This is a genomic window from Natronorubrum tibetense GA33 (assembly GCF_000383975.1).
Lineage (GTDB): Archaea > Halobacteriota > Halobacteria > Halobacteriales > Natrialbaceae > Natronorubrum > Natronorubrum tibetense.
Genome location: NZ_KB913017.1, coordinates 1,116,476 through 1,139,508 on the forward strand (window position 1 = coordinate 1,116,476; position 23,033 = coordinate 1,139,508).

General features: G+C 64.1%; 24 protein-coding genes and 1 pseudogene. 10 read left to right on the forward strand and 15 right to left on the reverse strand.

Annotated features, from left to right (window positions below):
* Positions 1–99: 99 nt before the first annotated feature.
* A complete protein-coding gene (locus tag NATTI_RS0105910) occupies positions 100–1,200 on the forward strand; it encodes an archaeosine biosynthesis radical SAM protein RaSEA (RefSeq protein ID WP_006088974.1) in 1,101 nt (366 codons plus the stop codon).
* A gap of 71 nt (positions 1,201–1,271) precedes the next feature.
* Here NATTI_RS0105910 and NATTI_RS0105915 read toward each other — a convergent pair whose 3' ends face one another.
* From NATTI_RS0105915 to NATTI_RS0105940, 6 genes are all read right to left on the reverse strand, one after another.
* Positions 1,272–4,535, reverse strand: a complete 3,264-nt coding sequence (locus NATTI_RS0105915; RefSeq protein ID WP_006088973.1) for a PAS domain S-box protein — start codon at positions 4,533–4,535, stop codon at positions 1,272–1,274.
* Between the two features lie 139 nt (positions 4,536–4,674).
* Entirely contained in the window at positions 4,675–5,370 is a 696-nt protein-coding gene (gene purQ / locus NATTI_RS0105920; RefSeq protein WP_027119072.1) for a phosphoribosylformylglycinamidine synthase I, read from the reverse strand.
* A gap of 133 nt (positions 5,371–5,503) precedes the next feature.
* Positions 5,504–5,755, reverse strand: coding sequence for a phosphoribosylformylglycinamidine synthase subunit PurS (gene purS, locus NATTI_RS24940; protein WP_006088971.1), 252 nt, complete (start codon positions 5,753–5,755; stop codon positions 5,504–5,506).
* Between the two features lie 117 nt (positions 5,756–5,872).
* On the reverse strand, positions 5,873–7,141 hold the full coding sequence (locus tag NATTI_RS0105930) for an MFS transporter (protein WP_006088970.1): 1,269 nt from the start codon (positions 7,139–7,141) through the stop codon (positions 5,873–5,875).
* Between the two features lie 148 nt (positions 7,142–7,289).
* On the reverse strand, positions 7,290–7,661 hold the full coding sequence (locus tag NATTI_RS0105935) for a rhodanese-like domain-containing protein (RefSeq protein WP_027119073.1): 372 nt from the start codon (positions 7,659–7,661) through the stop codon (positions 7,290–7,292).
* Positions 7,662–7,870: 209 nt separating this feature from the next.
* A complete protein-coding gene (locus NATTI_RS0105940) occupies positions 7,871–9,088 on the reverse strand; it encodes an FAD/NAD(P)-binding protein (RefSeq protein ID WP_006088968.1) in 1,218 nt (405 codons plus the stop codon).
* 172 nt (positions 9,089–9,260) lie between these two features.
* Here NATTI_RS0105940 and NATTI_RS0105945 point away from each other — a divergent pair, with 172 nt between their 5' ends.
* Positions 9,261–9,695 (forward strand): SHOCT domain-containing protein, encoded by a 435-nt coding sequence (locus NATTI_RS0105945; protein ID WP_027119074.1) that lies wholly within the window; start codon positions 9,261–9,263, stop codon positions 9,693–9,695.
* A gap of 6 nt (positions 9,696–9,701) precedes the next feature.
* Here the strand turns inward: NATTI_RS0105945 and NATTI_RS26905 are convergent, their stop codons facing one another.
* Together NATTI_RS26905 and NATTI_RS26910 are read right to left on the reverse strand one after the other, a co-directional pair.
* Positions 9,702–10,514 carry a nucleoside recognition domain-containing protein gene (locus NATTI_RS26905; protein ID WP_241434277.1) on the reverse strand — a complete coding sequence of 271 codons (813 nt, stop codon included), beginning with the start codon at positions 10,512–10,514 and terminating at the stop codon, positions 9,702–9,704.
* Positions 10,460–10,834: a GTPase domain-containing protein gene (locus NATTI_RS26910; RefSeq protein WP_241434276.1), complete on the reverse strand. Its 375-nt coding sequence runs from the start codon at positions 10,832–10,834 to the stop codon at positions 10,460–10,462. Before NATTI_RS26910 ends, NATTI_RS26905 begins: the two co-directional genes overlap by 55 nt.
* Before the next feature lie 315 nt (positions 10,835–11,149).
* Between NATTI_RS26910 and NATTI_RS0105955 the strand changes: the two genes are divergently transcribed.
* Both NATTI_RS0105955 and NATTI_RS26425 read left to right on the forward strand, forming a co-directional pair.
* On the forward strand, positions 11,150–11,386 hold the full coding sequence (locus NATTI_RS0105955) for a DUF7511 domain-containing protein (protein WP_006088966.1): 237 nt from the start codon (positions 11,150–11,152) through the stop codon (positions 11,384–11,386).
* 130 nt (positions 11,387–11,516) lie between these two features.
* Positions 11,517–11,669 (forward strand): C2H2-type zinc finger protein, encoded by a 153-nt coding sequence (locus NATTI_RS26425; RefSeq protein WP_006088965.1) that lies wholly within the window; start codon positions 11,517–11,519, stop codon positions 11,667–11,669.
* A gap of 128 nt (positions 11,670–11,797) precedes the next feature.
* Here NATTI_RS26425 and NATTI_RS27470 read toward each other — a convergent pair.
* Positions 11,798–13,126, reverse strand: a pseudogene (locus NATTI_RS27470) (NAD(P)/FAD-dependent oxidoreductase).
* 189 nt (positions 13,127–13,315) lie between these two features.
* Between NATTI_RS27470 and NATTI_RS0105975 the strand changes: the two are divergent.
* Positions 13,316–14,266, forward strand: a complete 951-nt coding sequence (locus NATTI_RS0105975; protein ID WP_006088962.1) for a formyltetrahydrofolate deformylase — start codon at positions 13,316–13,318, stop codon at positions 14,264–14,266.
* Between the two features lie 129 nt (positions 14,267–14,395).
* Here the strand turns inward: NATTI_RS0105975 and NATTI_RS0105980 are convergent, their stop codons facing one another.
* The gene (locus tag NATTI_RS0105980; RefSeq protein WP_006088961.1) at positions 14,396–14,578 is read right to left on the reverse strand and encodes a DUF7576 family protein; all 183 of its coding nucleotides are present in this window, start codon (positions 14,576–14,578) and stop codon (positions 14,396–14,398) included.
* Positions 14,579–14,854: 276 nt separating this feature from the next.
* Here NATTI_RS0105980 and NATTI_RS0105985 point away from each other — a divergent pair, with 276 nt between their 5' ends.
* Together NATTI_RS0105985 and NATTI_RS0105990 are read left to right on the forward strand one after the other, a co-directional pair.
* Positions 14,855–15,667 carry an enoyl-CoA hydratase/isomerase family protein gene (locus tag NATTI_RS0105985; RefSeq protein ID WP_006088960.1) on the forward strand — a complete coding sequence of 271 codons (813 nt, stop codon included), beginning with the start codon at positions 14,855–14,857 and terminating at the stop codon, positions 15,665–15,667.
* Positions 15,668–15,994: 327 nt separating this feature from the next.
* A complete protein-coding gene (locus NATTI_RS0105990; RefSeq protein ID WP_027119075.1) occupies positions 15,995–17,311 on the forward strand; it encodes an acetamidase/formamidase family protein in 1,317 nt (438 codons plus the stop codon).
* A gap of 448 nt (positions 17,312–17,759) precedes the next feature.
* Here the strand turns inward: NATTI_RS0105990 and NATTI_RS0105995 are convergent, their stop codons facing one another.
* The 4 genes from NATTI_RS0105995 to NATTI_RS26015 all read right to left on the reverse strand — a co-directional run bounded on the left by NATTI_RS0105995 (position 17,760) and on the right by NATTI_RS26015 (position 19,955).
* Positions 17,760–18,029 (reverse strand): ubiquitin-like small modifier protein 1, encoded by a 270-nt coding sequence (locus NATTI_RS0105995; RefSeq protein ID WP_006088958.1) that lies wholly within the window; start codon positions 18,027–18,029, stop codon positions 17,760–17,762.
* Between the two features lie 149 nt (positions 18,030–18,178).
* Positions 18,179–18,391, reverse strand: coding sequence for a hypothetical protein (locus NATTI_RS0106000; RefSeq protein WP_006088957.1), 213 nt, complete (start codon positions 18,389–18,391; stop codon positions 18,179–18,181).
* A gap of 262 nt (positions 18,392–18,653) precedes the next feature.
* A complete protein-coding gene (locus tag NATTI_RS0106005; RefSeq protein WP_006088956.1) occupies positions 18,654–19,673 on the reverse strand; it encodes a phosphoribosylaminoimidazolesuccinocarboxamide synthase in 1,020 nt (339 codons plus the stop codon).
* 111 nt (positions 19,674–19,784) lie between these two features.
* On the reverse strand, positions 19,785–19,955 hold the full coding sequence (locus NATTI_RS26015; protein WP_154658238.1) for a hypothetical protein: 171 nt from the start codon (positions 19,953–19,955) through the stop codon (positions 19,785–19,787).
* Between the two features lie 39 nt (positions 19,956–19,994).
* Between NATTI_RS26015 and cofH the strand changes: the two genes are divergently transcribed.
* Positions 19,995–21,377 carry a 7,8-didemethyl-8-hydroxy-5-deazariboflavin synthase subunit CofH gene (gene cofH, locus NATTI_RS0106015; protein ID WP_006088955.1) on the forward strand — a complete coding sequence of 461 codons (1,383 nt, stop codon included), beginning with the start codon at positions 19,995–19,997 and terminating at the stop codon, positions 21,375–21,377.
* A 63-nt stretch (positions 21,378–21,440) separates the two neighbouring features.
* A complete protein-coding gene (locus tag NATTI_RS0106020; RefSeq protein ID WP_019991676.1) occupies positions 21,441–21,713 on the forward strand; it encodes a hypothetical protein in 273 nt (90 codons plus the stop codon).
* 76 nt (positions 21,714–21,789) lie between these two features.
* Here NATTI_RS0106020 and NATTI_RS26020 read toward each other — a convergent pair whose 3' ends face one another.
* Positions 21,790–22,005 carry a hypothetical protein gene (locus NATTI_RS26020; RefSeq protein ID WP_152423931.1) on the reverse strand — a complete coding sequence of 72 codons (216 nt, stop codon included), beginning with the start codon at positions 22,003–22,005 and terminating at the stop codon, positions 21,790–21,792.
* Positions 22,006–22,269: 264 nt separating this feature from the next.
* Here NATTI_RS26020 and NATTI_RS0106025 point away from each other — a divergent pair, with 264 nt between their 5' ends.
* On the forward strand, positions 22,270–23,028 hold the full coding sequence (locus NATTI_RS0106025) for an SDR family NAD(P)-dependent oxidoreductase (protein ID WP_006088953.1): 759 nt from the start codon (positions 22,270–22,272) through the stop codon (positions 23,026–23,028).
* Positions 23,029–23,033 lie beyond the last annotated feature (5 nt).

The following is a 23,033-nucleotide window of genomic DNA, read 5'->3' on the forward strand; positions in this document are numbered from 1 at the left end:
CGAAGCCGGGAGCAACGGTCTCGAGTCACTCCCTCGGAACCTCGGGAACCACGCCCCCAGACGAAGGCGCTTTAGGCGCTGGGCTGTTTGCCCCTGATAATGAGTAAACCCACGCCCGACGTCTACGAGCAGGGCAAGGGCATGGACGCCCACAACCAGGTGATGCGGGAGATTCGCTCGCGCAAGGAGGCGAGCTACGACCCCCACGAACCCACCCGCGTCTGGCTCGACGAGGACAACACCCCCGGCGGCGTCAAGACGAGTCTGACGATCATTCTCAACACCGGCGGCTGTCGCTGGGCTCGCGCCGGCGGCTGTACGATGTGTGGCTACGTCGCCGAGAGCGTCGACGGCGGCAGCGTCTCCCACGAGGCGCTGATGGACCAGATCGACGTCTGTCTCGCACACGAGTCCGAAAACGCCGACGAGCCGGCAGAGCTCATCAAAATCTACACCTCCGGCTCGTTCTTAGACGAGCGCGAAGTCGGCGCCGAGACCCGGAAAGCGATCGGCGAGACCTTCGCGGATCGGGAGCGCATCGTCTTAGAGTCCCTCCCCGACTTCGTCGACCGCGAGAAGATCGCCGACTTCGCGGGCCACGGCATCGATACCGACATCGCGATCGGTCTCGAGACGGCGACCGACCGGGTCCGCCACGACTGCGTGAACAAGTACTTCGACTTCGCTGACTTCGAGGGCGCCTGCGCGGAAGCCGCAATTGCAGACGAAGAGGCAGGAAGCGAAGCGGACGCGGGGATCAAGGCCTACCTCCTGATGAAGCCGCCGTTCCTCACGGAATCGGAGGCCGTCGCGGACATGATCTCCTCCATCGAGCGCTGTGCCGATGTCGCCGGTTGCCACACCGTCTCGATGAACCCGTGTAACGTCCAGCGATACACGATGGTGGACGAACTCTACTTCAACGACGGCTATCGCCCGCCGTGGCTCTGGTCGGTCGCCCACGTCCTCGAGGAGACGGCCGAAGTCGACGCCATCGTCGTCTCTGACCCCGTCGGCCACGGCTCCGACCGCGGGCCGCACAACTGCACGGAGTGTGACGATCTGGTTCAGAAGGCGATCAAAGATTTCGACCTCCGACAGGACCCCAGCGTCTTCGAGCAGGTTTCCTGCGAGTGTGAACTGACCTGGGAGACCGTTATGGAACGCGAACGGAGTTTCAATCAGCCGCTGACTCGCTAGTACTGACGCGCCACGAACGATCCGACCGACCCAGAACACGATCCGACACGTCTCGCTTCGTTCTCGACTCGTCAGTCGCCGGTCGCCGTACTATCACCCGGCGACTGGACGAGTTCGGGGTCGGCCTGTGGTATCTCGATCGTAACGACCGTTCCCCGCGGCTCGTTCGACTCGAAGGTGAGTTGGCCGCCCGACTGGGTGACGACGAGGGTGACCAGCCAGAGTCCGAGACCGCTCGTGTGGCGGAGCTGCGTGATCTCCCGATCGCCCTGGAGCAGTTCGCGCTCTTCGTCGGGCATCCCGGGCCCGTCGTCGGCGATGGAAATCGCCAGCATTCCGTTGTCCGTCCGGTCGCAGACCGAGATGTCGATCGTCGGGTCCGACGTCTCGTTGTGTTCGACGGCGTTCTCGAGGATCTGGAACAACGCTGTCCGGAGCGACTCGTTGGTCCGCGCGAACGTTCGGTCGGGGATCGAACTGGTGAGTTCGACGTCCGGATAGGCGCTCTCGAGTCGCGCGGTCGCCTCGGCGACGGCGTCGGCGACGTTTATCGGTCCCGCGGTCGTCGATTCGCGTTCGAGGACGCGTTCGACGGCCCGGGTCTTTTCGGCGAGTCCGATGAGTTCGCCCGCTCGCTCCTGGATCGCCGCCGCGTACTCGATGTCGTCGCCGTCGACGGCCTCGGCGAGCATCTCGGCACAGCCGTCGATGATGTTCATCCCGTTGCGCATGTCGTGTCGCAGCACGCGATTCAGGATTTCGACGCGTTTCTGGCGCTGTTTCCGATCGGTGATGTCGGTGTAAACGCCGAACGTGCGGCTCGAGGACTCGTTCATCTCGACGGGAACGGCTCGGAGCATGAAATCGCGCAGGCCGTCGACGGTTCGACGTTTGACCTCCGCCTCGACGATTTCGCCCCGACTGCTGCGTTGCGTGATCGCTTCGGCCTCCGGTTTTCCGTCCGAGGGGACGATGAATTGGTGGAGCGGTTCGTCGACGAGCGCCGACTCCTCGTAGCCGAAGACGTGCTCGAACGCCGGATTGACCGCTTCGGCGATCGCATCGCCGTCGGATTGTCGCGCGCTGATGACGGCGTCGGGAACGTTCTCGAACAGTGCCGCGAATCGGTCGCGCTCGGTCCGAAGCTGTTCTTCGAATTCGAGTCGATCGAGCGCGTCGGTCACGTGAGAGAGCAACAGTTCCGCCAAATCCTCGTCCTCGCGCGTGAACGCGCCGGCCTCGGTCGAGACCGTCTGGAAGACGCCCCAGCCGTCGATCGGCACGGAGAGGACCGATCGAAACTCCGCGGAACCGGGTTCGGCGGCGGGCACCGTCCGAACGTCGTCGAATCGGTAGGTTTCGCCGGTTCGGTACGTCATACCGGCGACCCCCTTGTCCACTCCGATGCGGCGGTGAAAGTCGCCGTCGAGCGACGAGGAGACGGCTTCCTTAATGAGGTACTCGCCCTCGGCGCGGTCGACGACGCAGACGTCGAACTCGAGGACGTCCGCGGCCGCCTCGACGGTGAGTTCGGCGATCTCCACCGTGCTCTCGCAGTCGTCGAGCTGTGAGGCGACTTCGTGCAGCCGCTCGATCTTCGCCTTGTGGTCGACGAGTTCCCGCTCCATGCGTTTACGATCGCTGACGTCGCGGACGACCCCGGCCGAGCCCTCGAGCGCGCCGTCGCCCCGCAACAGCGTCATGTTGACCTCACACGGAACGCGTTCGCCGTCGCGCGTCACGAGCGTGATCTCGTAGGTCGCGACTCGGTCCTCATCGGCCGAGACGAGCGCACGAACCCGTTTGCGACCGCGTTCGACGCTCTCGTCGGTGAGAACCCTCGAGGCGTGTTCGCCGACGAGTTCGTCCTGGTCGTATCCCGTTATCTCCGTCAGCCGTTCGTTGACCGTAATGAACGTGCCGTCCCGGTCGAGCGCGTAGACGCTGTCGCCGATCGTTTCGACGATCGTCTTCGTCTGCTCGAGTTCCCGGTCGCGCGCCGCTCGATCGAGCGCCGCTTCGGCCGTCGCGGCGAGTACGTGAACGAGATGGATCTCTGCGAGTTCGAGTTCGTCGTCACCTGGCGATGCGACGGACAGAAGCCCGTGTTCGCCGAGCGGGTGAACGACGGAGTTACCGAACTCGATATCGATATCGTAGGGGACCCGCTCCCGCGAGGCGTCGTCGACGATGATCGGTTCGCCGTCGCTGTAGGTCTGCCAGAGGATGTCGTTCCCGGGGCCGATTCTGGCGATATTGCCGGTGTTTTCCTCGAGCTCTGACGTTCCCGCGACGAGTTCGAGCGTCCCGCTATCGTCGTCGTAGAAGCGGAGCGCGGCGAGCGATCGGTCGAGGATGTGTTCAGTTGCGTCCATCACGACCGACGCGATTTCGTCGGCCGACTCGGCGCGCATCAGCTCGTTTGTCGTCTCCTGAAGCGCCTCGAGGGCGTTCGCGCGTTTGCGCTCGGCGGTGACGTCCTGGGTGAACGAGCGGACCCCGACGACGTCTCCATCGTCGAAAATCGGCGTGTTGTACCACTCACAGGTGAGTTTCGAGCCGTCCTTGCGGACGTTCCGTGAGGTCTGCCAGCCGCCCTTGGTGGGGCGGTCTCCGGCGAGCAACCGGTTCCAGTGGCCGGTCACCGACTCTCGTTCCGACTCGGGGACAAGCAAGTCAATCCCGTGTTCGCGGTGCGCTTCCGTCGCCGTGTAGCCGAACAGCTCCGTTGCAGCGGGGTTCCAGGATGCAACCTCGAACTCGAGGGACCACTCGATGATCGCGAACGGCGATTGGTCGACGAGCACCGCGAGTCGATCCTCGGGGTCCGTTTCCGGGACGTTCGTCGCCGGCGCATCGGGGGTGATCGCCGGTGTCGCAGCGTCGGTGTCCGTCTCGAGTGTGACGCAACCGTCGGAACGAGCGCGGTTGTCGGATTCGGGACGGATAGGGGATGCAGTGTCCGTTCCAGTCGTGGTACTCGATCGCTCGAGTAGATCGTCGATTCGCGCGGTGAGGAGATCGATCCCAGCCGATTGCGGGACGTAGCCGTCCGCACCGGCGGCGATCAGTTCGCCGGCGAGCGCTTCGCTCCCGTCCGCGGGAAAGACGACGATGGGGATGTCGGGATCGCGCTCTCTAACTCGCACGCAGCAGTCGACGAGGTCGGTATCGGGTACGTTCGACGTCAGAACGACGCAATCGGCACTCGAAAGGTGTACAAAGCAGCCGGCCGCGGTTTCGACGACGACGCTCTCTGCGGCCTTACGAAGCCCCCGAACGATCTCGTCGGTCGCGTCGGAGTCGGCGTAGATGAGACGCGGTTCAGATTCCATACACACATCCCCTCCGGCAGGGTTCGTGTCCGTCAAGGAGCCGCCACCTTATTACTGTTTGAGTCGACTCGGAGAGTGAGTCGTCGACGATCTGCCCGAAGCGACTCGCCGATTTCGGCGGAGTGATCGCCGCAACAGACTATTCTGCACCGGTGACGGCCGTTTCGAAACCGCGGAGGACGCCCTGGCCGTCGGTGCCGCCGACATCGGGCAGCGTCGCCCGTTCGGGATGGGGCATCAACACCGCGACGTGCTCGCGCTCGCCGAGGACGCCCGCGACGTTGTGTTTCGAGCCGTTCGGATTCGCGTCCGGGCCGGTCTCGCCGTCCGCATCGCAGTACCGGAAGAGAACGCGACCCTCGTCCTCGAGTTCAGCCAGTCGATCGTCGTCGATTTCGTAGCGGCCCTCGCCGTGGGCGATGGGAACCTCGATGACGTCGCCCTCCTCGTACGCCGCCGTCCAGGGCGTATCGTCGCGCTCGACGCGGAGGTAGACGTGTTCACACTGGAAGCGGGCGCTCTCGTTCGTCGTGAACGCCCCCTCGGTGAGTCCCGACTCGCAGCCGACCTGCGCGCCGTTGCAGACGCCGAGGACGGGCGTGCCGTCGGCCGCCGCCTCGCGGACCTCGGCCATGATCGGCGACCGCGCTGCCATCGCGCCGGCGCGCAGGTAGTCGCCGTAGGAGAATCCGCCCGGGAGGACGATCCCCGTCGTATTCTCGGGGAGTCCATCCTCGTGCCAGACGATTTCGGCGTCGATGTCGAGGTGTGCGAGGGCGCGCTCGGCATCCCGGTCGCAGTTCGAGCCGCCGAATCTGATGATCGAAACTGTCACGCGAACCACCCCGTGTGGTTCGTGTGATCAGGGAGCGGGAGGCGACCAACGGGAGCGTGAGCGACCGTGGTCACAGTCGCCACCCCCGGGTGTTGCGACCGACGGTTTCGATCAGCGAAAGTGAGACGGTCATCTACCGCTCGTCGACCTCCACGTCGTAGTCGTGGATGGTCGGGTTCGCCAGCAGGCGTTCGGCCATCTCGCTCGCGCGCTCGCTCGCGGCGTCGGCCGACTCGGCCTCGAGGTCGACCTCAAAGCGGTCAGCCGAGCGCAGCCCCTCGAGATCGAAGCCCAGGCGCTCGAGGGCCTGTTTCGTGGTTTCGGCCTCGGGGTCGAGCACGCCGTGTTTGAGTCGAACGGTCACCGTCGCGGTGTAGGCGGTCATCACCTGAAACCCCGTAACCGTGCTCAAAAACGCTTTCGGGTTTGCGCTGTGATACACGTTCGTGAATATTTCGACGGAACAGGCCGACGGCGTCGCGATTCGACGGCCGAACAACCGTCAGACGTCCGGTCGAGCGACTCTAACCGCGAGAAAGAGCGCGGCGGAGAGCAGTCCGATAACGGCGGTACCGACGAACGGAACCGCGTAGCCGCCGAACTGGTCGATTCCCAGACCGACGCCGTATGGCACGAGGGTACCGGCGACGGCGAACCCGATGGCCGTCACGCCGAAGAGCGTGCTGAGGTCCCCCGTCCCGAAGAGGTTCGCGAGGAGCGGCGACATGAGCGCGGCGGTTCCGCCGTAGCCGAAGCCGAAGATTGCAGAGAGCACGAGTACGGACGCCGGCGTCGGAACGGCGACGAGCAACAGCAATGGAACGCACATCAGGACGACGCAGACGGCCATCATTCGATCCGTTCCGATGGCGTCGGCGGCCCAGCCGGCGGTGAACTTGGCGACGACGTTCATGCCGCCGACGATGCTGAGCGCGATGACGCCGATCCGGCGGGTCACGCCGGCGGCGTCGGCGAAGTCGACGAGGTAGACCAGGACGGCGTTCGCCGGAACGAACATCAACAGCATGGCGGCGAATACGACGCCGAACAGCGGCGTTTTCACCGTCGACAACGCCGTATCGATCTGTGCACGCATCGAGCGCAGTTCGCCGCCGTCGGCCGCGGGTGGAGTCGCGAACTCGCCGGTCGTATCTGCACCGACCGCTCGCGGTCGGTCCGCGAGCAGGACGACGGCGATGACGAGCGCGACGAAGAACATGGCCGCGAGGGCGAGGTAGGTACCCTGCCAGCCGAGTGCCCCGATGAGGACCTCTACGAACGGCGGCATGGCGAGGATACCGACGCCCCACCCCGACACGGCGACGCCGGTCGCCAGGCTTCGACGCCGCTCGAACCACCGCGGCGGCGTCGTGTACGCGACGACGAACGTGATCCCCATCCCCGCTGCGGCGACGACGCTGTAAGAGGCGAGCACCCAGTAGAACGACGGCGACCGACTCGCGCCGAGCAATCCGACACAGATCAGCGCCGCGGCGAGGACCAGCAACCGCTGCAGTCCGTAGCGATCGACCGCAAAGCCGAGCACTGCGGCTCCGCTGAACGTCACGAGCGATTGGATGCTGAACACCAGCGAGGTGTTCGCGTAGCTCTGGTCGAACTCCTCGAGAACCGGCCCGAGGAAGACGCTAAAGGAGAACATCGTCCCGGCCGTCATCAGCGACAGGGCGAAACAGCCGACGACGACGAACCACCCGTAGTAGATGTCGGACTCGAGGAGTCGAGCCTGTAGTGGGTTGGTGGCAGTTGACATACGATACGGTTCCGGGTTCGGACAATAGTCGTCCACGAACCGTACGCTCTTGCCGCTTTTTCGACAGAGACGGCTCAGACGGCGCTCGACAGTGAACGGACGGGCCGCTAGCGAACAGTACTCGAACGAGCAGCGGCCGCCTGAACACTCATCGGAGCAGTCGAGCGAGTGTCGACGACAGGCGGTAGCCGATCGAACCGTTCCGGTAGCCGTTCCAGCCCCGCATGCCGCCGGCAAGGGTAGCGGCGTCGTACCCCTCCTCCTCGAGTATCGCAGTCGCTTTTTTCGCGACGATTCCCGCTTTGCAGACCGTGACGACCGTCTTTCCGTCGGGAATATCGGCGAGCGACTGTCGGAGTACGGTCTCGTCGCCGCGTCGAAGATCGTCGTAGACCGGGACGTTCTGACTGCCGTCGATGTTGCCGCGCTGGTAGCTCTCACGCGGACGGATATCGAGGACGTACGGTTCCACCCCGTTCGACAGTCTGTCGTCCAGTTCCGGCGGCCTTATCTTGCTCATGAGCCCCAATACTCCACAGCCATACAAAACGATACGGATACCGTCTTCAGTTGAGGGCGTGATCTCGCATTCGGACTCGAGTCACCGCCGACAGCTCAAGAGCGTCCCGATCGAACGGGTCGGGGCTCATACGGTTTACTGCAAGTCATTTCCGGCGCAACCGCCACTCGGGTCGCGGTTGCGCCGGTAAATCGGTACAATAATCCGTATCAATCGGCCGAAAGTGGCGGGCGCTCACGCGCTGCGATCCCCGTCGTCAGACGATCCGCCCCTCGCCGCGCTCCAGCGATATTCCCCGCGAGAGGGCCGACGGAACCTGTCGCTAATGCGCCAGTGACAAACACCGACGATCCGCGTCCGTCCGTCCTGGACCACGCCAGCGTCTCGTCGTCGAGGACCGGCATTCCCCGATAGCCGCGCTCGAGGCCGAGTTCCGTCGCGACGCGGTCGACGAACGGATGACCGAAAACGGGGGCAAAACCGGTCGCCAGCACGACTCGCGCCGCTGAGAGGCAGCCGCCGTCCTCGAGCAGGAGTCGAACCCGATCGTCGACCTCGCGGGCGGAGCGAACGTCGCCGTAGCGGATCGACAGCGAGCCGTCGTCGACGGTCGTCTCGAGGCGCTCGAGCAGCGTCGGCGGGACCGTCGCGTCGTTGCGCGCCTCGCGGACGGTTTCGTACCGCTCGCGCGAGCCGGGCGGGTGTCGGTGGAGATGGCGATCGATGTGATTCCAGTTGATCCAGCGCGGGTCGGCCTCGGTGGTCGCCGCCTCGAGGTCGCGTCTCGCACAGAGCGTGACGGGTTCGCGGTCGCGTTCGGCGAGACAGGTCGCGAGCTGGGCAGCCGTGACCCCGCCACCGACGACGACGGTATCGTCGGCAGGCGTCTCGGGGTCGAAGCCGTCCCAGACGTGGGTGATCGAGTCGATGCCGGCGGCCCACGGCGGCGTCCGGTACCGTCCCCCGTGACCGATCGCCAGCACACAGGTTTGGGTCTGAATGCGAGACTCAGACGTCTCGAGGACGAGCGAGTCCGTCCCGTCCGCCGACCGTCGAATCGATTCGACGGTGGCCCGTCTGTGCAGGTTCTCGAGATTAGCACGGTCGATCACGTACTCCGCATAGTCGAGAAACAGCGACAGCGTCGGCCGACGCGGATAGCCCGGCGTCGGCCGGAGCTCATCCGTCCGGTCCCGTCCCTCGGCGAAGCTCTCGAGGCCGAACGGCTCGGTGCCGACGTGGTGGACGAACGTCGAGCGCAGTTCGTCCATCTCGCACGCGCGGGCCTTCTGCCGGAATGACTCGAGCAGTCGGTCGTGTGGATCGACGATCAGGAGGTTGTCGTGTTCGAGGTCGGTCTCCTCGAGCAGTCGCTGACAGCAGTACGTGCCGTGGATCCCGCCGCCGACGATGACGCACTCGAGCATCGAGACACGGTATGCCGAGTTATTACTTTACTTCTTCGGATTAATAATAGCTGCTACCAGGGGGACGTCTGTTGTTACTCGTGCGAACTACTGCAACATCGACACCGGAGGCTGGATTCGGCATCTCTCATCCGGACGGGGGCTTTTTATGTTCGTTCACGAACACGATCGTATGACCGGAAGCCGACCACTCGTTCGGGGAGTGACGCCGTCGGTAGCTGTCGTCACCGTCGCCGTACTGGCGACGTTCGTCGCGCTCACGGTGATCAACTCCTCGGTCGCGATTATTCTCGCCATCTTCGGCCTGCTGTTCGGCGGCGACCTGCTCAGGGAACTCGCCGAGGCGCTCGACGGCGAGACTGAGCCGGCAGCCGAGGACGAACCGATACCCGATCACGACGCCGAAGACGCCCTCGAGCGACTGCGCGTTCGCTACGCCGACGGGGAGCTATCCGACGCGGAGTTCGAGCGTCGACTCGCGGTGCTCCTCGAGACGGAGACCGTCGCGGACGTCGAACGCTATCTCGACGAGGGTACCGCGCCGCCGCCCGCGCAGGAAACCGAAACCGAGGTCGACCGCGAACTCGAGCGCTCGTCGGGGTCGTGACCAGGATCAGAACAGCAGCCGCCCGCCCCACGCGATGACGAGTGCGAACCCGATCGCGGCGACGGCCTGTCGAGCGAGCATCGTCGCGACGAACCGGGTCGAGACCTCCCGTGCGACCGTGATCACGGGCACGTTGCAGCCGAATCCCATGACGACGCGGACGAGGTCCCGACCGGTGAGACCGACCCGTCGCATGACCGGGTGGAGCGCGGTCGTCACCCGCATCGTGAGCCCGCTGGCTGAGTACGCTCGGATAAAGAGCGCGAAGATGAGCATCGTCGGCAGGGCCCAGACGAACAGGAACGGCCCCATCGAGAGCAGGCCGTAGCCCCCGCCCAGCACGGCCGCGAGCGGCCCTGGTAGCGTTTCCGTCCAGTCGATCGCGGGCTCGAGTGCGCTCCCCACGATCGGGTCGAGTTCGCCCGCGACGGTGTTTGCGAACCAGACGGCGACGGCGGCGGGAGCCAGGAGCACGAGCGCGCTCACGACCGGGCCGAGAACCGGCCGCTCGAAGATCCGTGCAGGTGGCTCGATCTGCCAGCCCGTTTGAACGCCGGTTTCGCCGGGCAGTTTGCCGCCGGCAGAAGAGGTACTCGAGTGCCGAATCGCGGCCAGCACGTCGCGGCCGTCGGCCGCCAGCGCCGAGTAGTCGACCGCCGCGCCGTCGGTCTCGGTTCGGACGCCGCCGTCCGCCGCGACGCGATCGAGGGCTCGCGCGTCGACGGGCATCACGGGGACCGCGAGGTCGGACTCGAGGTCCGCGATCACCCCTCTGGCCTCGTCGACCGCCTCGACTCGATCCCAGTGGGTGACGACCACCGCACCCCCCGTCCCTCCACGAGCGGCAGAAGATCGTCGAGGTCCCGGTCGAGATCGGTCGCCGGAACGACGAGCACGACCGTTTCAGCCCGATCGAGGCTGTCCAACGCCTTCCGCGTCGTCTCGGTATCCGCCTCGAGCGTGATCCCGGGAGTGTCGACGATCTCGAGGTCGTCCGTTCGGTAGACCTCGCTCGAGACCGTCGACCCGCCGACGTTCTCGTCGGCCGGGGCAGCGCCCGTAAGCCCCGCCGCGAGCGCCGACTTCCCGACACTCTCCTTGCCGATCAGCACGACCCGTTCGCGGTCCGTATCAGTCATTCAGCGCTGTTCCCCCGTTTCCGACGGCGGCGCGTGACTCTCGGTGCATTCTCGACCGGGTATCGCCACGCCAATTTAATAATACTACCGTCTAAGATAATAACTAATAATAGATTGGGAGTACCACTGTTAACCGAATGCCCGACAACTCGATTCCTGTTACGGTACTGTCCGGGATCCTCAGCGCCGGCAAGACGACGCGGCCGAGAGGGCAGACACGGACGACGCAGCCGAGGGGCGGAAACCGACGACGAGCACGAACACGATCACGACACGACGGAGGAACTGGGCATTGTGGACTGAGACGAACCCACCATGACTGACGGGAACACGGACTCCGACACCGACTCGAGTACAGATACCGACACGACGCCGCTCGGTCCGCAGTCGGACGACGGCGACGTCTCGCCGTGCTATCGGGCCTACGTCGAACGCAACGACCACCGGCCGGACGTCTGTACCATCTATTCGGCGGTAACCGCCGGTTCGATCGAGGAGACGTGGATCAGGGCGAACGGCTCGGCGTTCGTCTCTCGAGACGAGGTCCGATAGCGGCCGTTCGAAGGTCGTCCGGGTGCCAGGAGCCGACGGACTGTCGATCGATGTCGTCGCACGTTCGACCGTTGCCGGCACTGTAGCGCTTGTGCTTTTTGTACCTGTGCGTCGTAAGTCGATACTGGCCATGTCCTACACCTGTTCGACCTGTGACGACTCGTTCCAGTCCGCTGCCGGCGTCACCCAGCACGTCGCGCTTCACCACAACACCTGCGCCGTCTGTGACGACTCGTTCGACGAGACCGACGAACTCCGCGAGCACGTTCACGAAACGCACTGACGATCGAGTGAAACACCAACGAGCGACCCGCTGACGACCGACTGCGGTACCACTCCGTCACCGATTTCCGCGGACGCCGAAGCCCCTATCGTGGATCGTGTCGACCGTTTCGGTTCTCTCCCCCCTTCTCAACAGTCGCAGTACTCCGGCTCGCAGCATTCGAGGTCCTCAAGGACCATCTGTTTCTCGCGATAGGCCTCGAGCGGTTCGGTGTCGACGCCGAGTCGATCACCGACGGTTTCGGCGACGACGGCGAACCGCTGGCGGAACTTGTAGATGAAGCAGAACTGCTGGCCGTTGTGAGCAACCTGCGGGCCGACGAGGAACAGTCCCGGTGTCTCGGTCGACTCGCCGCGGTCGGTGAGGTCGGGACATCCGCTGTCGTCGAACGCAAACCGGTCGTCGACGAGCGAGAGACCCCCCACGAATCCCGTCGCGAGGATCGGTGGCGTGCTCGAGCGAACCCGATCGCCGTCCTCGGTAACGACGGCGTACCCGTCGCTATCGAGATCGATATCGGACTCCGCCGGCGAGGCTTGTTTGATTCGCTCGACGCGCGCGTCGGTGACGAGGTCGATCGGTCGGCCGGCCTCGAGCGCCGACTCGAGTCGTTCCGTCGTTCGGGGCGATAGCACCTCGCTGGGATCGGGGCTGCGGTACTGCTACGGGCCGTCGTCGTCCAGTACGGTGACCGAGAGCCCGGCATCGGCCAGGCCGAGTGCGGCATCGATGCCGCTCTCCGCGCCGCCGATGATCACGACGTCGTCCGCGGCGGGGGTCGCGACACCGGCGCCGTCGGCCGCGACCGGTGACGACGATGACGGTTCCTCCGACTCCACCTCGGTGTCGGAACCGGGGGTTGCAGCGTCGGAATCGATCGAGTGTCGCTCAGCGTGGGCCGACCACGAATCGATCGTCGACACGTGAACCGCGTGGGACGCGCCCGGAATCGATCCGCTCGAGGGGTACTGGTACTGCCCCGCTGCCCAGACGACGTACCGAGCGGTAACGGATCCCTGGCTGGTCTCGAGTGTAAACCCGCCCCGGTTCGAGCCGCCAGTTCCGTCGGGTTCGTCTCCGCGTTGCTCGTCCGCGGACCCGTCGTCGGGAACGACGGCCTTGACGTCGACGCCGGTCTCGATCGGGAGCTCGTGAAACTCCGCGACCGCCTCGAGGTAGTCGGCGTACTGATCGCCGGTCGGGTGCTCGCGGTCCAGCGCGAGCGCGGGCGACGTATCGAGCGTGATCGCGTTCAGATCGCGCACGCCGAAGGCGTTGGCCGGAAACGACGGCGTCAGGAGTCGCATCTCGTCGGGCCACTGTCGGAACGAGGAACCGATACGGTCGTGCTCGAAGACGGCGTACTCGAGGTCGAGGCGTTCGAACCCCACTGCAGCCCCGATTCCGGCGGGGCCAGCACCGACGATCGCGACATCGATGGTTCGTGGGAGCGTCATTCGGTGCTAGCAACAGCCCCACCCTCATTAATAACTTTGGTGGAGATGTTGCTAATTATGGCCAAATATTCAATTCGGAATAGTACCGTCCCGTTCTCAGGAAGATCTACGGAAAGCAGGACTTTTGACTACAGGTAGACTCAAACTCGTACTGATGACTCCCTATTCGCCCGAGCGGAGGTGGCTGCGATGACGACCGATATCACCGAAATCACCGTGATCGGGGACGACGACACCGGGCTCATCGCCCGGGTGACGAGCCTCCTGTTCGAGCGCGGAATCAATATCGAGGATCTTGATCAGGCCGTCCGCGACGGCGTCTTCCGCATGTATCTCGCCGTCGACACCTCCGAGATGGTCTGTACAGAGGAGACGCTCCGCGAGGACCTCTCCGAACTCGGCGACGACCTCGGTCTCGACGTTCAGGTCCGGTTCCCAGCCGACCGCGATAGCCAGCAGATCGCCGTCCTGGTCACGAAGGAGAGCCACTGCCTCGAGGCGATGTTCGAGGCGTGGGCCAACGACGAACTCGGCGCGGACATCGGGGTCGTCATCGGGAACCACGACGACCTCCAGCCGCTGGCCGAACACTACGACGTCCCCTTCCACGACATCGGCGACGAGGGCGGACAGCAGAACGAGGACGAACTCCTCGAACTCCTCGCCGAGTACGACGTCGATCTGATCGTCCTCGCGCGGTACATGCGCATCCTCAGCCCCAACGTGGTCTTTCGCTACGAGGACCGTATTATCAACGTCCACCCGTCGCTACTGCCCGCGTTCCCCGGCGCGGAGGCGTACCGGCAGGCAATCGAGGAGGGCGTCCGCGTGGCCGGTGTCACTGCTCACTACGTGACCACCGATCTCGATCAGGGACCGGTCATCACCCAGCGCGCGTTCGACGTCCCCGACGACGCCGAGCTAGACGACATGAAACACCGGGGCCAGCCCCTCGAGGCGGACGCCCTGCTCGAGGCCGTGAAACTCCACCTGAACGGCGACGTCTCGGTCCACCGCGGCCGGACGTCGGTCCGGGAGAACGGCGAGGAGTACCAGCTCGGCCTGCCCGACGAAATCGACGAATTCACGCCGGACCGCCCGGTCGACGGGATCGGGAGCGTCGTCGCGAACAACCAGTAACCGGTCTCTTCGACTAGTACCGTTCCAAACGTCGACTGATGGGGCGAATCGGACCACACCACAGGATTCGCCCCATCAGTTCAGATTTGGACCGCCACTAGATTCGACGGGGAAGTTCCCCCACCCTCTCTACATCCGTTCGTTGCGGTTGACCGACGACTCCCAACTCTCGAGGCAGTCGTCGCTACAGAAGTGCTGGTAGACCGTCTCGCCGTTCTCGAGCGTCGTGACGACGCGTTGCTCGGAAGACGATGCTACGGGGTCGCCACACGTTCGGCACTCGGGTGAGTCCTCGTCCGTCGAATCGGCCATTATGTGTTCGAAGGGACAAGAGCCACTTGAACGAACCTGTTGCGGCGGAATCGGCCACGGTCGAGCGGGTGTTCGCGTTCGGGACGGATCCGTCGCGCGTCGGTGAGCAGCGACGTGAGGGTGGAGTCGGCGCGTCACAATCGGTCCAGAGTGATATAGTAACAACTGCAACTATTTACACACTGATCGCACAGCTGTCGTGCGATCAGGTGTGCATTGACTTGCAGTGGCTACTATAGTTATCACGCTACGGGACGAACCACGAACAGACCTCGTATGGAATCCAATGCTCCACCGACCAGCCAGCCGACGGCCGTCGAGATCAGCCACGACGGACGTATCGGTCGTATCACGCTCTCTCGTCCGGACGCGATGAACACGTTCAGTACGGAACTCGCACAGGGACTCGACGAGGCGCTCCGCTCGCTCGATGACGCGTCCGACGTGCGAGCGATCGTCGTCGACGGTGCAGGCGAGACCTTTTCGGCCGGTATCGATCTCTCCGAGTACCGCGATCACGACACCGAAGCGGAATATGAGGAATGGGTGACGCTGATGGAAGAACCGTTCCACACCGTGACCGAGATGCAGACTCCCGTGATCGCCGCCGCGCACGGCCACGCAGCGGCCAACGGGATCGGTCTGGTCGCCGCCTGCGATCTGGCCGTCGCCGCCGAGGGGACCAAGTTCGGAGCGACGGCTCCAAAAGTCGGCCTGTTCTGTATGGGACCGGCCGTACCGCTGATGGAGTCGCTCACCAGAAAGCGGTGTCTCGAGTTGCTTTTGACCGGCGACCTGATCGACGCCGAGACCGCACTCGAGTGGGGGCTGCTCAACCGCGTCGCGCCCGACGGGGAACACGTGACGGCGGCGATGGAACTCGCCGAGACCGTGGCATCGAAGAGTCCGACGGCGATCGGGATGGGGAAGACGGCGTTCTACGAGATGGTCGACCGGGACTACGGGGAAGCGCTCGACTACTCGAACGCGCGGTTCGCGGAGCTCTGTGCGACGGACGACGCGCGAGACGGTATCGAAGCCTTCCTGCAGGGTGAGCCGCTCTCCGCCGACGAGTGGCCCGAGGGATAACGGCGGCAGTCTGCGGGCAATCCCCATTCAGACGGGGAAAAAGGGACGCCCCGACGCCCGCGCGGTGGCGAGTTGCGCTCGATCAGACGTTTCCGGCTCGACCGCCACGTCTTCGAACAGCGGCTGGAGCTCCGCGTGGAGTTGCCCCTTCAGGTTCTCGACCTCGCCCCCGTCAGTACGCTAGACGAATTCGTCGCGATCGTAGCCGGCGACGTTGTGGTCGGCGCGCTCGAGGATTCGCCTGTCAAAATCAACGGGAGATGGGACCGAAACGCGGGTTCCAGCGACAGTAGTCTTATTCAGGGCGGCGCCGTAGTTTGGTATGGCATGACACAACAAGAGGGACGAGAGGCCCAACAGAAACTGTTCGTGGATCAGTACACACTTGGACTGATCGGTCCGGACCAGGAGTGGGCGGGAACCGTCGCGGACGGCGGGACGATCGAGACGTACACGCCGCCGGGCTGCTGGGGCCCGATGGTAACGCCCGAGTTCCGCGGCGGCCACGAGGTCACCCGACCGATTCGCGTCGAGGGGGCGTCAGTCGGAGACGCGGTCGCGCTCCACATTCGGGATGTCGAGGTGACGAGCATGGCGACGAGCACGGGGTCGATGGCCGAACGGGAGGACGCCTTCGGAGATGACCCGTTCGTCGACCACCGCTGTCCGGAGTGTGGCACCGAGTGGCCCGAGACCATCGTCGAGGGAACCGGCGAGGAGTCGATCAAATGTGTGGAGTGCGGTGCGAACGCCTCCTCCTTTGGCTTCGAGTACGGCTACACCGTCGCGTTCGACGACGATCGAACGGTGGGGATCACGCTCGACGAGGACGGCGCACACGAACTCGCAAAAGACGCCGCCGAGGTGATGGACATTCCCGAGAACTCCCGCCAGCATCCCATCCTCTTGTACGAACCCGACGAGATGCCCGGGACCCTTGGACGGCTTCGACCGTTCATCGGCAACGTCGGCACTACGCCGCCGGTTACGATGCCCGACTCGCACAACGCGGGCGACTTCGGCCAGTTCCTCATCGGAGCCGAACACGACTACGGCGTCGAGACCGAAGCCGACCTCGAGGATCGAACCGACGGCCACATGGACATCCCGCAGGTCCGACCCGGCGCAACGCTGATCTGTCCCGTCAAGATCGACGGGGCCGGCGTCTACGTCGGCGACCTCCACGCGAATCAGGGCGACGGCGAACTCTCCCTGCACACGACCGACGTCAGCGGGACGGTTACGATGGACGTCGAGGTCATTGAGGGCCTCGAACTCGACGGCCCCCTCCTCTTGCCGCCCGAAGAGGACCTCCCGTTCATCAGCAAACCCTACAGCGACGAAGAGCGCGAGGCAGGCCGCGAACTCGGCGCACAGCACGGCGTCGACGTTGAGGACGATATGGGGCCGATCCAGGTGATCGGCTCCGGCGCGACGGTCAACGACGCCACGCAGAACGCCTTCGACCGGGCCACCGACCTCCTCGAGATGAGCGAGGGCGAGGTCCGTTCGCGGTGTACGTTCACCGGCGGCGTCCAGATCGGGCGGCTCCCCGGCGTCGTGCAACTCGACCTGCTCGCGCCGATGGATGTGCTCGAGGATCGGGGTATCGACCATCTGGTACGTGAGCAGTACGGGCTGTAGAGCCAGATCGATAGACCGGCTCGTCTCACTGCGGTGGCGCGGGCTGTACCACGGCGAGCGATCAGCGAGACGTGGGTCGAAGTCGTGCGAGGTCCTCGCGAGTAGTGCGGGACCAAAGGTCCCGCAGACTCTTCGAACGGGCGCTACGAGGCGGTTGCACCGCCTCGAGTTCGCGGCGCGTAGCGCCGCGCACGGCCCGTGAGCAAATATTACGAGCGACTGCGTGGAAGACGCGAAGCGTCTTCCTGTGGATGTGCGAGCGACCAACGGGAACGAGCGTTAGCGCGGAACCAGCGGTTCCGCGAACCATCCACACGGCGCCTCGCGCCGTGCGGAGAAATCGGTTGGGGAGGGCGTGGCCCGCCTAGCTGCCAGTACGAGCAGAACGCTCGTTTCGTTCGACTCTGCTGTTCGAGAGACGTAACGGTCGAGATCGAACAGCCGTTCATTATTTTTGAGAGCCACCCTGAACGGCCGGCACCAGCGCCAGCGACGCGTCGTCCGAAACCGGCTCCTCGAGCCGCGCGCGCTCGCCGTCGACCGAGACCCTGACGCTCGGTCGCAGTTCGGTACCGTCGTCGTAGAGGTACTGCACCGCTCGCGGATACGCGTTTGCGAACTCGTCGATCGCATCTACAACGGTGTCACCATCAAACTCGAGCGACACCGTCTTCTCTCCGGTCGCGCTTCGCAACGGCCCATACACCGTGATCTCCATGCTCGTACGCGAGACTGGTTCCGAAGGATCATAACGTCGATCCCCGATTCGGTCCGGCCCGACGCCGTTCGATTCGGATGAACGGAAACACGCCTCGAGAGAGGATCTCCTCGAAGAGGAACCCACCCGCAAAAAAACGAGAGCTAACTTCAGTCGTCGCTCGGCTCGGCACTCGGCGTTGCCGACGACGTGCTCGTGGCGCTCAACTGGTCGGCCCACGAGTCGGAGACGAGTGGTGCAACGGCGAAGAAGACCATCGAACAGACGATCACGGCGAGCATGACGCTCGCGACGATCGCGATACCGTACGTTGGGTCAAACGGGACGATGCTCGTGACGATTCCACTGGCAGCGAGGGACATCGGTACTCGAGCGTATGGTATTGGGCCAGTCGATATGAGGATTACCTTTCAGACATGGGATGAGAATGGGTAGCGAACGACACAGTTAGGGGATAAAACCGACCGACTCCGCACCAACACAGCGTCGAGTCAACGAGACCCCCGTCGTGACAGCGCGTGGAGTGAACGTTGGCAGGGACGGCGAAAGTCACAGGTCGAAACCGCCGAATCGAGTCGAGACGAGCCGGGTGACCAAATCGGGACGAAGGGAAAAGCTCCGCCGCTACAGCCGCTGGACGGCACCGATCGCACTCGAAAGCGGCGGCGCGTCGAACAGCTCCTGGCCGGTGTAGGCGTTCGCGCCGGCACAGTAGAGATCCCGCGCCGTCTCGAGGACGCCCTCCTCGAGGGATTCGGGTGACTCGTCACAGAGGGACTTCCAATCCGCGACGTCCTCCTGCTTCGCTTCGGCTTTCGCGGCCTCGACGGCCTGAACCCACTCGGGCTGGGTGCGCTTGTGATGCTGGCGGAGGACCTCCTTCGAAAGCTGGGTGCCCTCGTAGCTGAAGCGGTTCTCGTCGAACGTGCCGACGACGTCCGCGACGCGGATCTCGCCCTGGTAGTACAGACACTCGATCTTGCCGTCTTCGTGGACCAGCCCGGCCGACTCGGCCTGCTCGGTGACGATCCGGTTGACCTCGCGAGCGACGGACTCGAGGGCCTCGATATCGGCCCGTCCGGCGATGGTATCAGCCTCCTCGCGACCGAGTTGCCGGTCGCCCTCCTCGTACTTCGTCGTGAATTCGACGATCGGCTCTGCGAGGTCGACGGCCTCCTCGGGCCAGCTCTCGAACTCGAGACTGTGGTCCGCGGGATTGGTCCGCCGACGGAGGCTCGAGCCGACCGGCACGCGATTGCGGAAGACGACCTCGAGCGGGATTAGGTAATTCTCGCCGGCCGCGTCGTGGTAGTGGTCGTAGTCGTACTCCCGACCCTCGTTGGGCAGGTCGGGTACCTGCGTGAGATCGATGGCCATCTCCCACGGCGGGCGCGACGACTCGGCGAGGGGGATGACCTCACCGTCTTCGACAACACCGCGGTAATGGGTCGGGACGCCCTCGGACTCGAGCAGTTCGAAGTTGAACGCGCCCATCGCACAGAGGCTCGCGCCCTTCTCGGGGATCTGGTCGGGCATCTGTCCCCAGTCGAACACTGAGTAAGCGTCGGTGAAGACGAACGAGCCTTCGCCGAGTTCCTCGTTGGTTGCCGCCTCTTCGATGCGGAACTCTTTGACACTCGTCATACGAGACACCTCAGGACGTAGCCGCCGCCGCGGTTCATACCCCAGTTGCCGTGGCCGGACCCTAAGAAGGTTTCAGTATCCGGTGGCACCTCGAGTCCACCGAAATTCGCCTCACGATCCGCTGAATTGGCGTCGCTCGGCGAGCGAGACGCCGACGATCACCGACGCGGCGACGAGTAGGATGCCGACGATGACGAGGATCGCGGCGTCGACCGACACCTCGTCGATACCGACGCCCAACAACGCCGGGCTGATCGCTCGATTGGTCGAATCGCTCCACAATCCACACGCTTTTCTCGCTGTACTGGTATTGATACGCCGATGGAGCGACCGGTGACGGAGGCAGACCTCGTGTTCGAGCACGTTCCCGAGACCGACCAGTCGTTCGAGAACGCACTCGAGAAATCACGCGCCGGCGACCGACTGACGGTCGACGACGCCATCGAGTTACTCACGACGGGAACGGACATCGAAGGCATCGATCGGACGCGCAAGGAGCGGGTGCTCGAGGCGGCCGACCGACGGCGCGCCGAGGTCGTCGGCGACGAGGTTACCTTCGTCGCGAATATTAACAACAACGTCACGACGGCCTGCAACGTGGGCTGTCTGTTCTGTAACTTCAAGGACGCGGCACACACCTTCGAACGGGACAGCGAGGTCGAAACGGCGGGCTTTACGAAGACGCCCGGCGAATCGCGCGAAATCGTCGCGGATGCCGTCGAACGTGGCGTCTACGAGGTCACCTCCGTCTCCGGTCTCCACCCCGCGTTCACACTCGACGAGGAACACCGCGAAATCCTCGAGGCCCACCCCGAGCCGAAAGAAGTCAACTACAAGCCGCCCGAACGATACGCGACCGATCCCGGCACCTACGCCGAGCAGATGGAGGCGATGAGCGTCGACGACGTCCACGTCCACTCGATGACGCCCGAAGAGGGCTACCACGCCCGACGGGGTACCGACTGGTCCTACGAGGAGGTCTACGGCCGTCTCAAAGATGCCGGACTCGACACGGTTCCCGGCACAGCCGCCGAAATTCTCGTCGACGAGGTCCGGGACGTCATCTGTCCCGGCAAGATCGGGACTGACGACTGGCTCGAGGCGATGGAGGCCGCCGCGAACGTCGGCCTCGGACTCACTGCGACGATCATGTACGGCCACGTCGACAACGAGGCCCACCGCGCGATGCACCTGAAACGGGTTCGCGACCTCCAAGAGCGCGTCGACGGCGCAATCACGGAGTTCGTGCCGCTTTCGTTCGTCCACCAGAACACGCCCCTGTTCGAACACGACGTCGTCTCCGGCGGGGCGAGCATCGACGAGGACGAACTCATGATCGCCGTCGCCCGCCTCTTCCTCGACAATATCGACCACGTCCAGTCGTCGTGGGTCAAGTACGGCGACGAACAGGGGCTGAAGATGCTCTCCTGTGGCGCCGACGACTACATGGGGACGATCCTCTCGGAAGAGATCACGACCCGCGCCGGCGGCGAACACGGCGAGTTCCGTTCGTTCGAGGATTACGTCGAAATGATCACCTCGATCGGCCGCGTTCCGGTCGAGCGCTCGACCGACTACGAGACGCGCCGCGTCATCGATCCCGACGATCCGCCGTTCGGTCCGCAACTCGGCCCGAAAGCCGACGGGACGCCGCTGCTCGACGCGGACGAGCGCGCGGAGCGAACGGTGCCGGCCGACGACTGACGGGCGAAGTCGAACGACAAATCGGGGGACGGGTTTTTGCGGATTCCGGTCGTAGATGAGGGTGTGAACCACCTCGTACCGCTCGACGACGGGAACTGGCGGCTGCCGAACCACGCCCACGTCGTCGTCTACGACCGCGAGCCGAGAGACGGCGGCCTGCTGACGATTTACGACTGCGGAGCCGCCCAGAAACCGCCGAAAGCCCAGTTGCTCGGTACCCTCGAGTCGATCGACGCCAGCGCCGAGGTCGAGTCGACGCCGACGGGCCAGGTCGTGACGCTGCACGAGTCGGCGACGCTCACTGAGACCGGTTCGAAGCGGTTCCACATTCGATAGCAGTAGATAGTAGTGTGGTTTCTTTATTCAGTACCTCACCTGAAACTGGAACCAGGAGTTCGATCACTACACGTGCTTACTGTTCGATTGAGAGTGACTCTTCAATATGCAAAATAGCTGTGAGAATTTTATATAGTACTCTAATAACTATTAACAGAAGTGTCACTATAAGGGCAAGTAGTAATTCTCCGAGAATGTATCCATAAAAGAGAACAGCAGCGAAAACCACCACTCCAACGATTATCAACAAATCATGTTTTAAATCAGGTTCCCAATTGTTTGTCTCTGTCATAATTCACATTTTAATTGTAAACTCAAATACTTTTCTCAATCTCAATGTTGAGGACTGTATTCCCTGTCAGAGTTATTCGGGATGTTCATCACCTATACTGAACGCGATTTCACGAACCATTCTGAATAAAGAAATCGTACTACGACTGATAGTCCGAACGAATCGGAAGATCGGCTCAGGCCCGGTCGGTGACCCGTTCCACTCGAGGCGGCAGCCCGGTACCGCGGAGCGATGCTTTATCATGGTTCTCGGAAACGTGTGCGTATGCGACTCGAAGGCAAGACAGCATTTATCACGGGATCCGGATCCGGACTGGGCCGCGAAGCCGCGCACCTGTTCGCCGAGGAGGGTGCGACGGTCGTCGGTGCCGATATCAACCTCGAGGGCGCTGAGGAGACGATCGGACGCGTCGAAGCGGCGGGCCAGGCGGGAACCGCACTCGAACTCGACGTTACCGACGCGGACGCGGTCCACGCGGCTATCGACGAGACGGTCGCGGAGTACGGCCTCGATATCGTGCTCAACAACGCGGGGGTCAGCCACCAGCGCGCGAACGTCGAGGATATCGACGAGGACGAGCGCGACCGAATCATCGACGTCAACGTCAAGGGCGTCTGGAACGGCTGTCACGCCGCCATCCCCCACTTCAAGGAGCAGGGGTCGGGAGCGATCGTCAACACGGCGTCGCTCGCGGGCGTCATCGGCGCGCCACAGCTCGGGGCCTACTCGCTGACCAAAGGGGCCGTCGTCAACTTCACGCGCACGGTCGCCGCGGAGGTCGGTCCCCACGGCGTGCGCGCGAACGCGGTCTGTCCGGGCGTGACGGATACGGCGATGCCTCGAGAGAATCGCACCGAGGAGGAGTGGGAAGCGACCAAGGCGGAGATGTCGAAGTACTACCCGCTGAAGCGACTCGGTCGGCCGGAGGACGTCGCCAACGCGATGTTGTTCCTGGCGAGCGACGAGGCCGACTGGATCACCGGGCAGGCGCTCGTCGTCGACGGCGGCTTCTCCTGTACCTGATCGCC

Bases quoted from the DNA above. Each gene is read 5' to 3' on its own strand.
- NATTI_RS0106000 (WP_006088957.1), bottom strand. From the start codon at position 18,391: ATGTCCCTCGCTGCCAGTGGAATCGTCACGAGCATCGTCCCGTTTGAC.
- NATTI_RS0105980 (WP_006088961.1), bottom strand. From the start codon at position 14,578: ATGGCCGATTCGACGGACGAGGACTCACCCGAGTGCCGAACGTGTGGC.
- NATTI_RS0105940 (WP_006088968.1), bottom strand. From the start codon at position 9,088: ATGCTCGAGTGCGTCATCGTCGGCGGCGGGATCCACGGCACGTACTGC.
- NATTI_RS0105915 (WP_006088973.1), bottom strand. From the start codon at position 4,535: ATGGAATCTGAACCGCGTCTCATCTACGCCGACTCCGACGCGACCGAC.
- NATTI_RS0105930 (WP_006088970.1), bottom strand. From the start codon at position 7,141: ATGTCAACTGCCACCAACCCACTACAGGCTCGACTCCTCGAGTCCGAC.
- NATTI_RS0105995 (WP_006088958.1), bottom strand. From the start codon at position 18,029: ATGGAGATCACGGTGTATGGGCCGTTGCGAAGCGCGACCGGAGAGAAG.
- NATTI_RS0106005 (WP_006088956.1), bottom strand. From the start codon at position 19,673: ATGACGAGTGTCAAAGAGTTCCGCATCGAAGAGGCGGCAACCAACGAG.
- NATTI_RS26020 (WP_152423931.1), bottom strand. From the start codon at position 22,005: ATGACAGAGACAAACAATTGGGAACCTGATTTAAAACATGATTTGTTG.
- cofH (WP_006088955.1), top strand. From the start codon at position 19,995: ATGGAGCGACCGGTGACGGAGGCAGACCTCGTGTTCGAGCACGTTCCC.
- NATTI_RS26910 (WP_241434276.1), bottom strand. From the start codon at position 10,834: ATGACTGATACGGACCGCGAACGGGTCGTGCTGATCGGCAAGGAGAGT.
- NATTI_RS0105990 (WP_027119075.1), top strand. From the start codon at position 15,995: ATGACACAACAAGAGGGACGAGAGGCCCAACAGAAACTGTTCGTGGAT.
- NATTI_RS0105985 (WP_006088960.1), top strand. From the start codon at position 14,855: ATGGAATCCAATGCTCCACCGACCAGCCAGCCGACGGCCGTCGAGATC.
- NATTI_RS0105945 (WP_027119074.1), top strand. From the start codon at position 9,261: ATGACCGGAAGCCGACCACTCGTTCGGGGAGTGACGCCGTCGGTAGCT.
- NATTI_RS0105955 (WP_006088966.1), top strand. From the start codon at position 11,150: ATGACTGACGGGAACACGGACTCCGACACCGACTCGAGTACAGATACC.
- NATTI_RS0105975 (WP_006088962.1), top strand. From the start codon at position 13,316: ATGACGACCGATATCACCGAAATCACCGTGATCGGGGACGACGACACC.
- NATTI_RS0106025 (WP_006088953.1), top strand. From the start codon at position 22,270: ATGCGACTCGAAGGCAAGACAGCATTTATCACGGGATCCGGATCCGGA.
- NATTI_RS0105910 (WP_006088974.1), top strand. From the start codon at position 100: ATGAGTAAACCCACGCCCGACGTCTACGAGCAGGGCAAGGGCATGGAC.
- NATTI_RS0105935 (WP_027119073.1), bottom strand. From the start codon at position 7,661: ATGAGCAAGATAAGGCCGCCGGAACTGGACGACAGACTGTCGAACGGG.
- purS (WP_006088971.1), bottom strand. From the start codon at position 5,755: ATGACCGCCTACACCGCGACGGTGACCGTTCGACTCAAACACGGCGTG.
- NATTI_RS26425 (WP_006088965.1), top strand. From the start codon at position 11,517: ATGTCCTACACCTGTTCGACCTGTGACGACTCGTTCCAGTCCGCTGCC.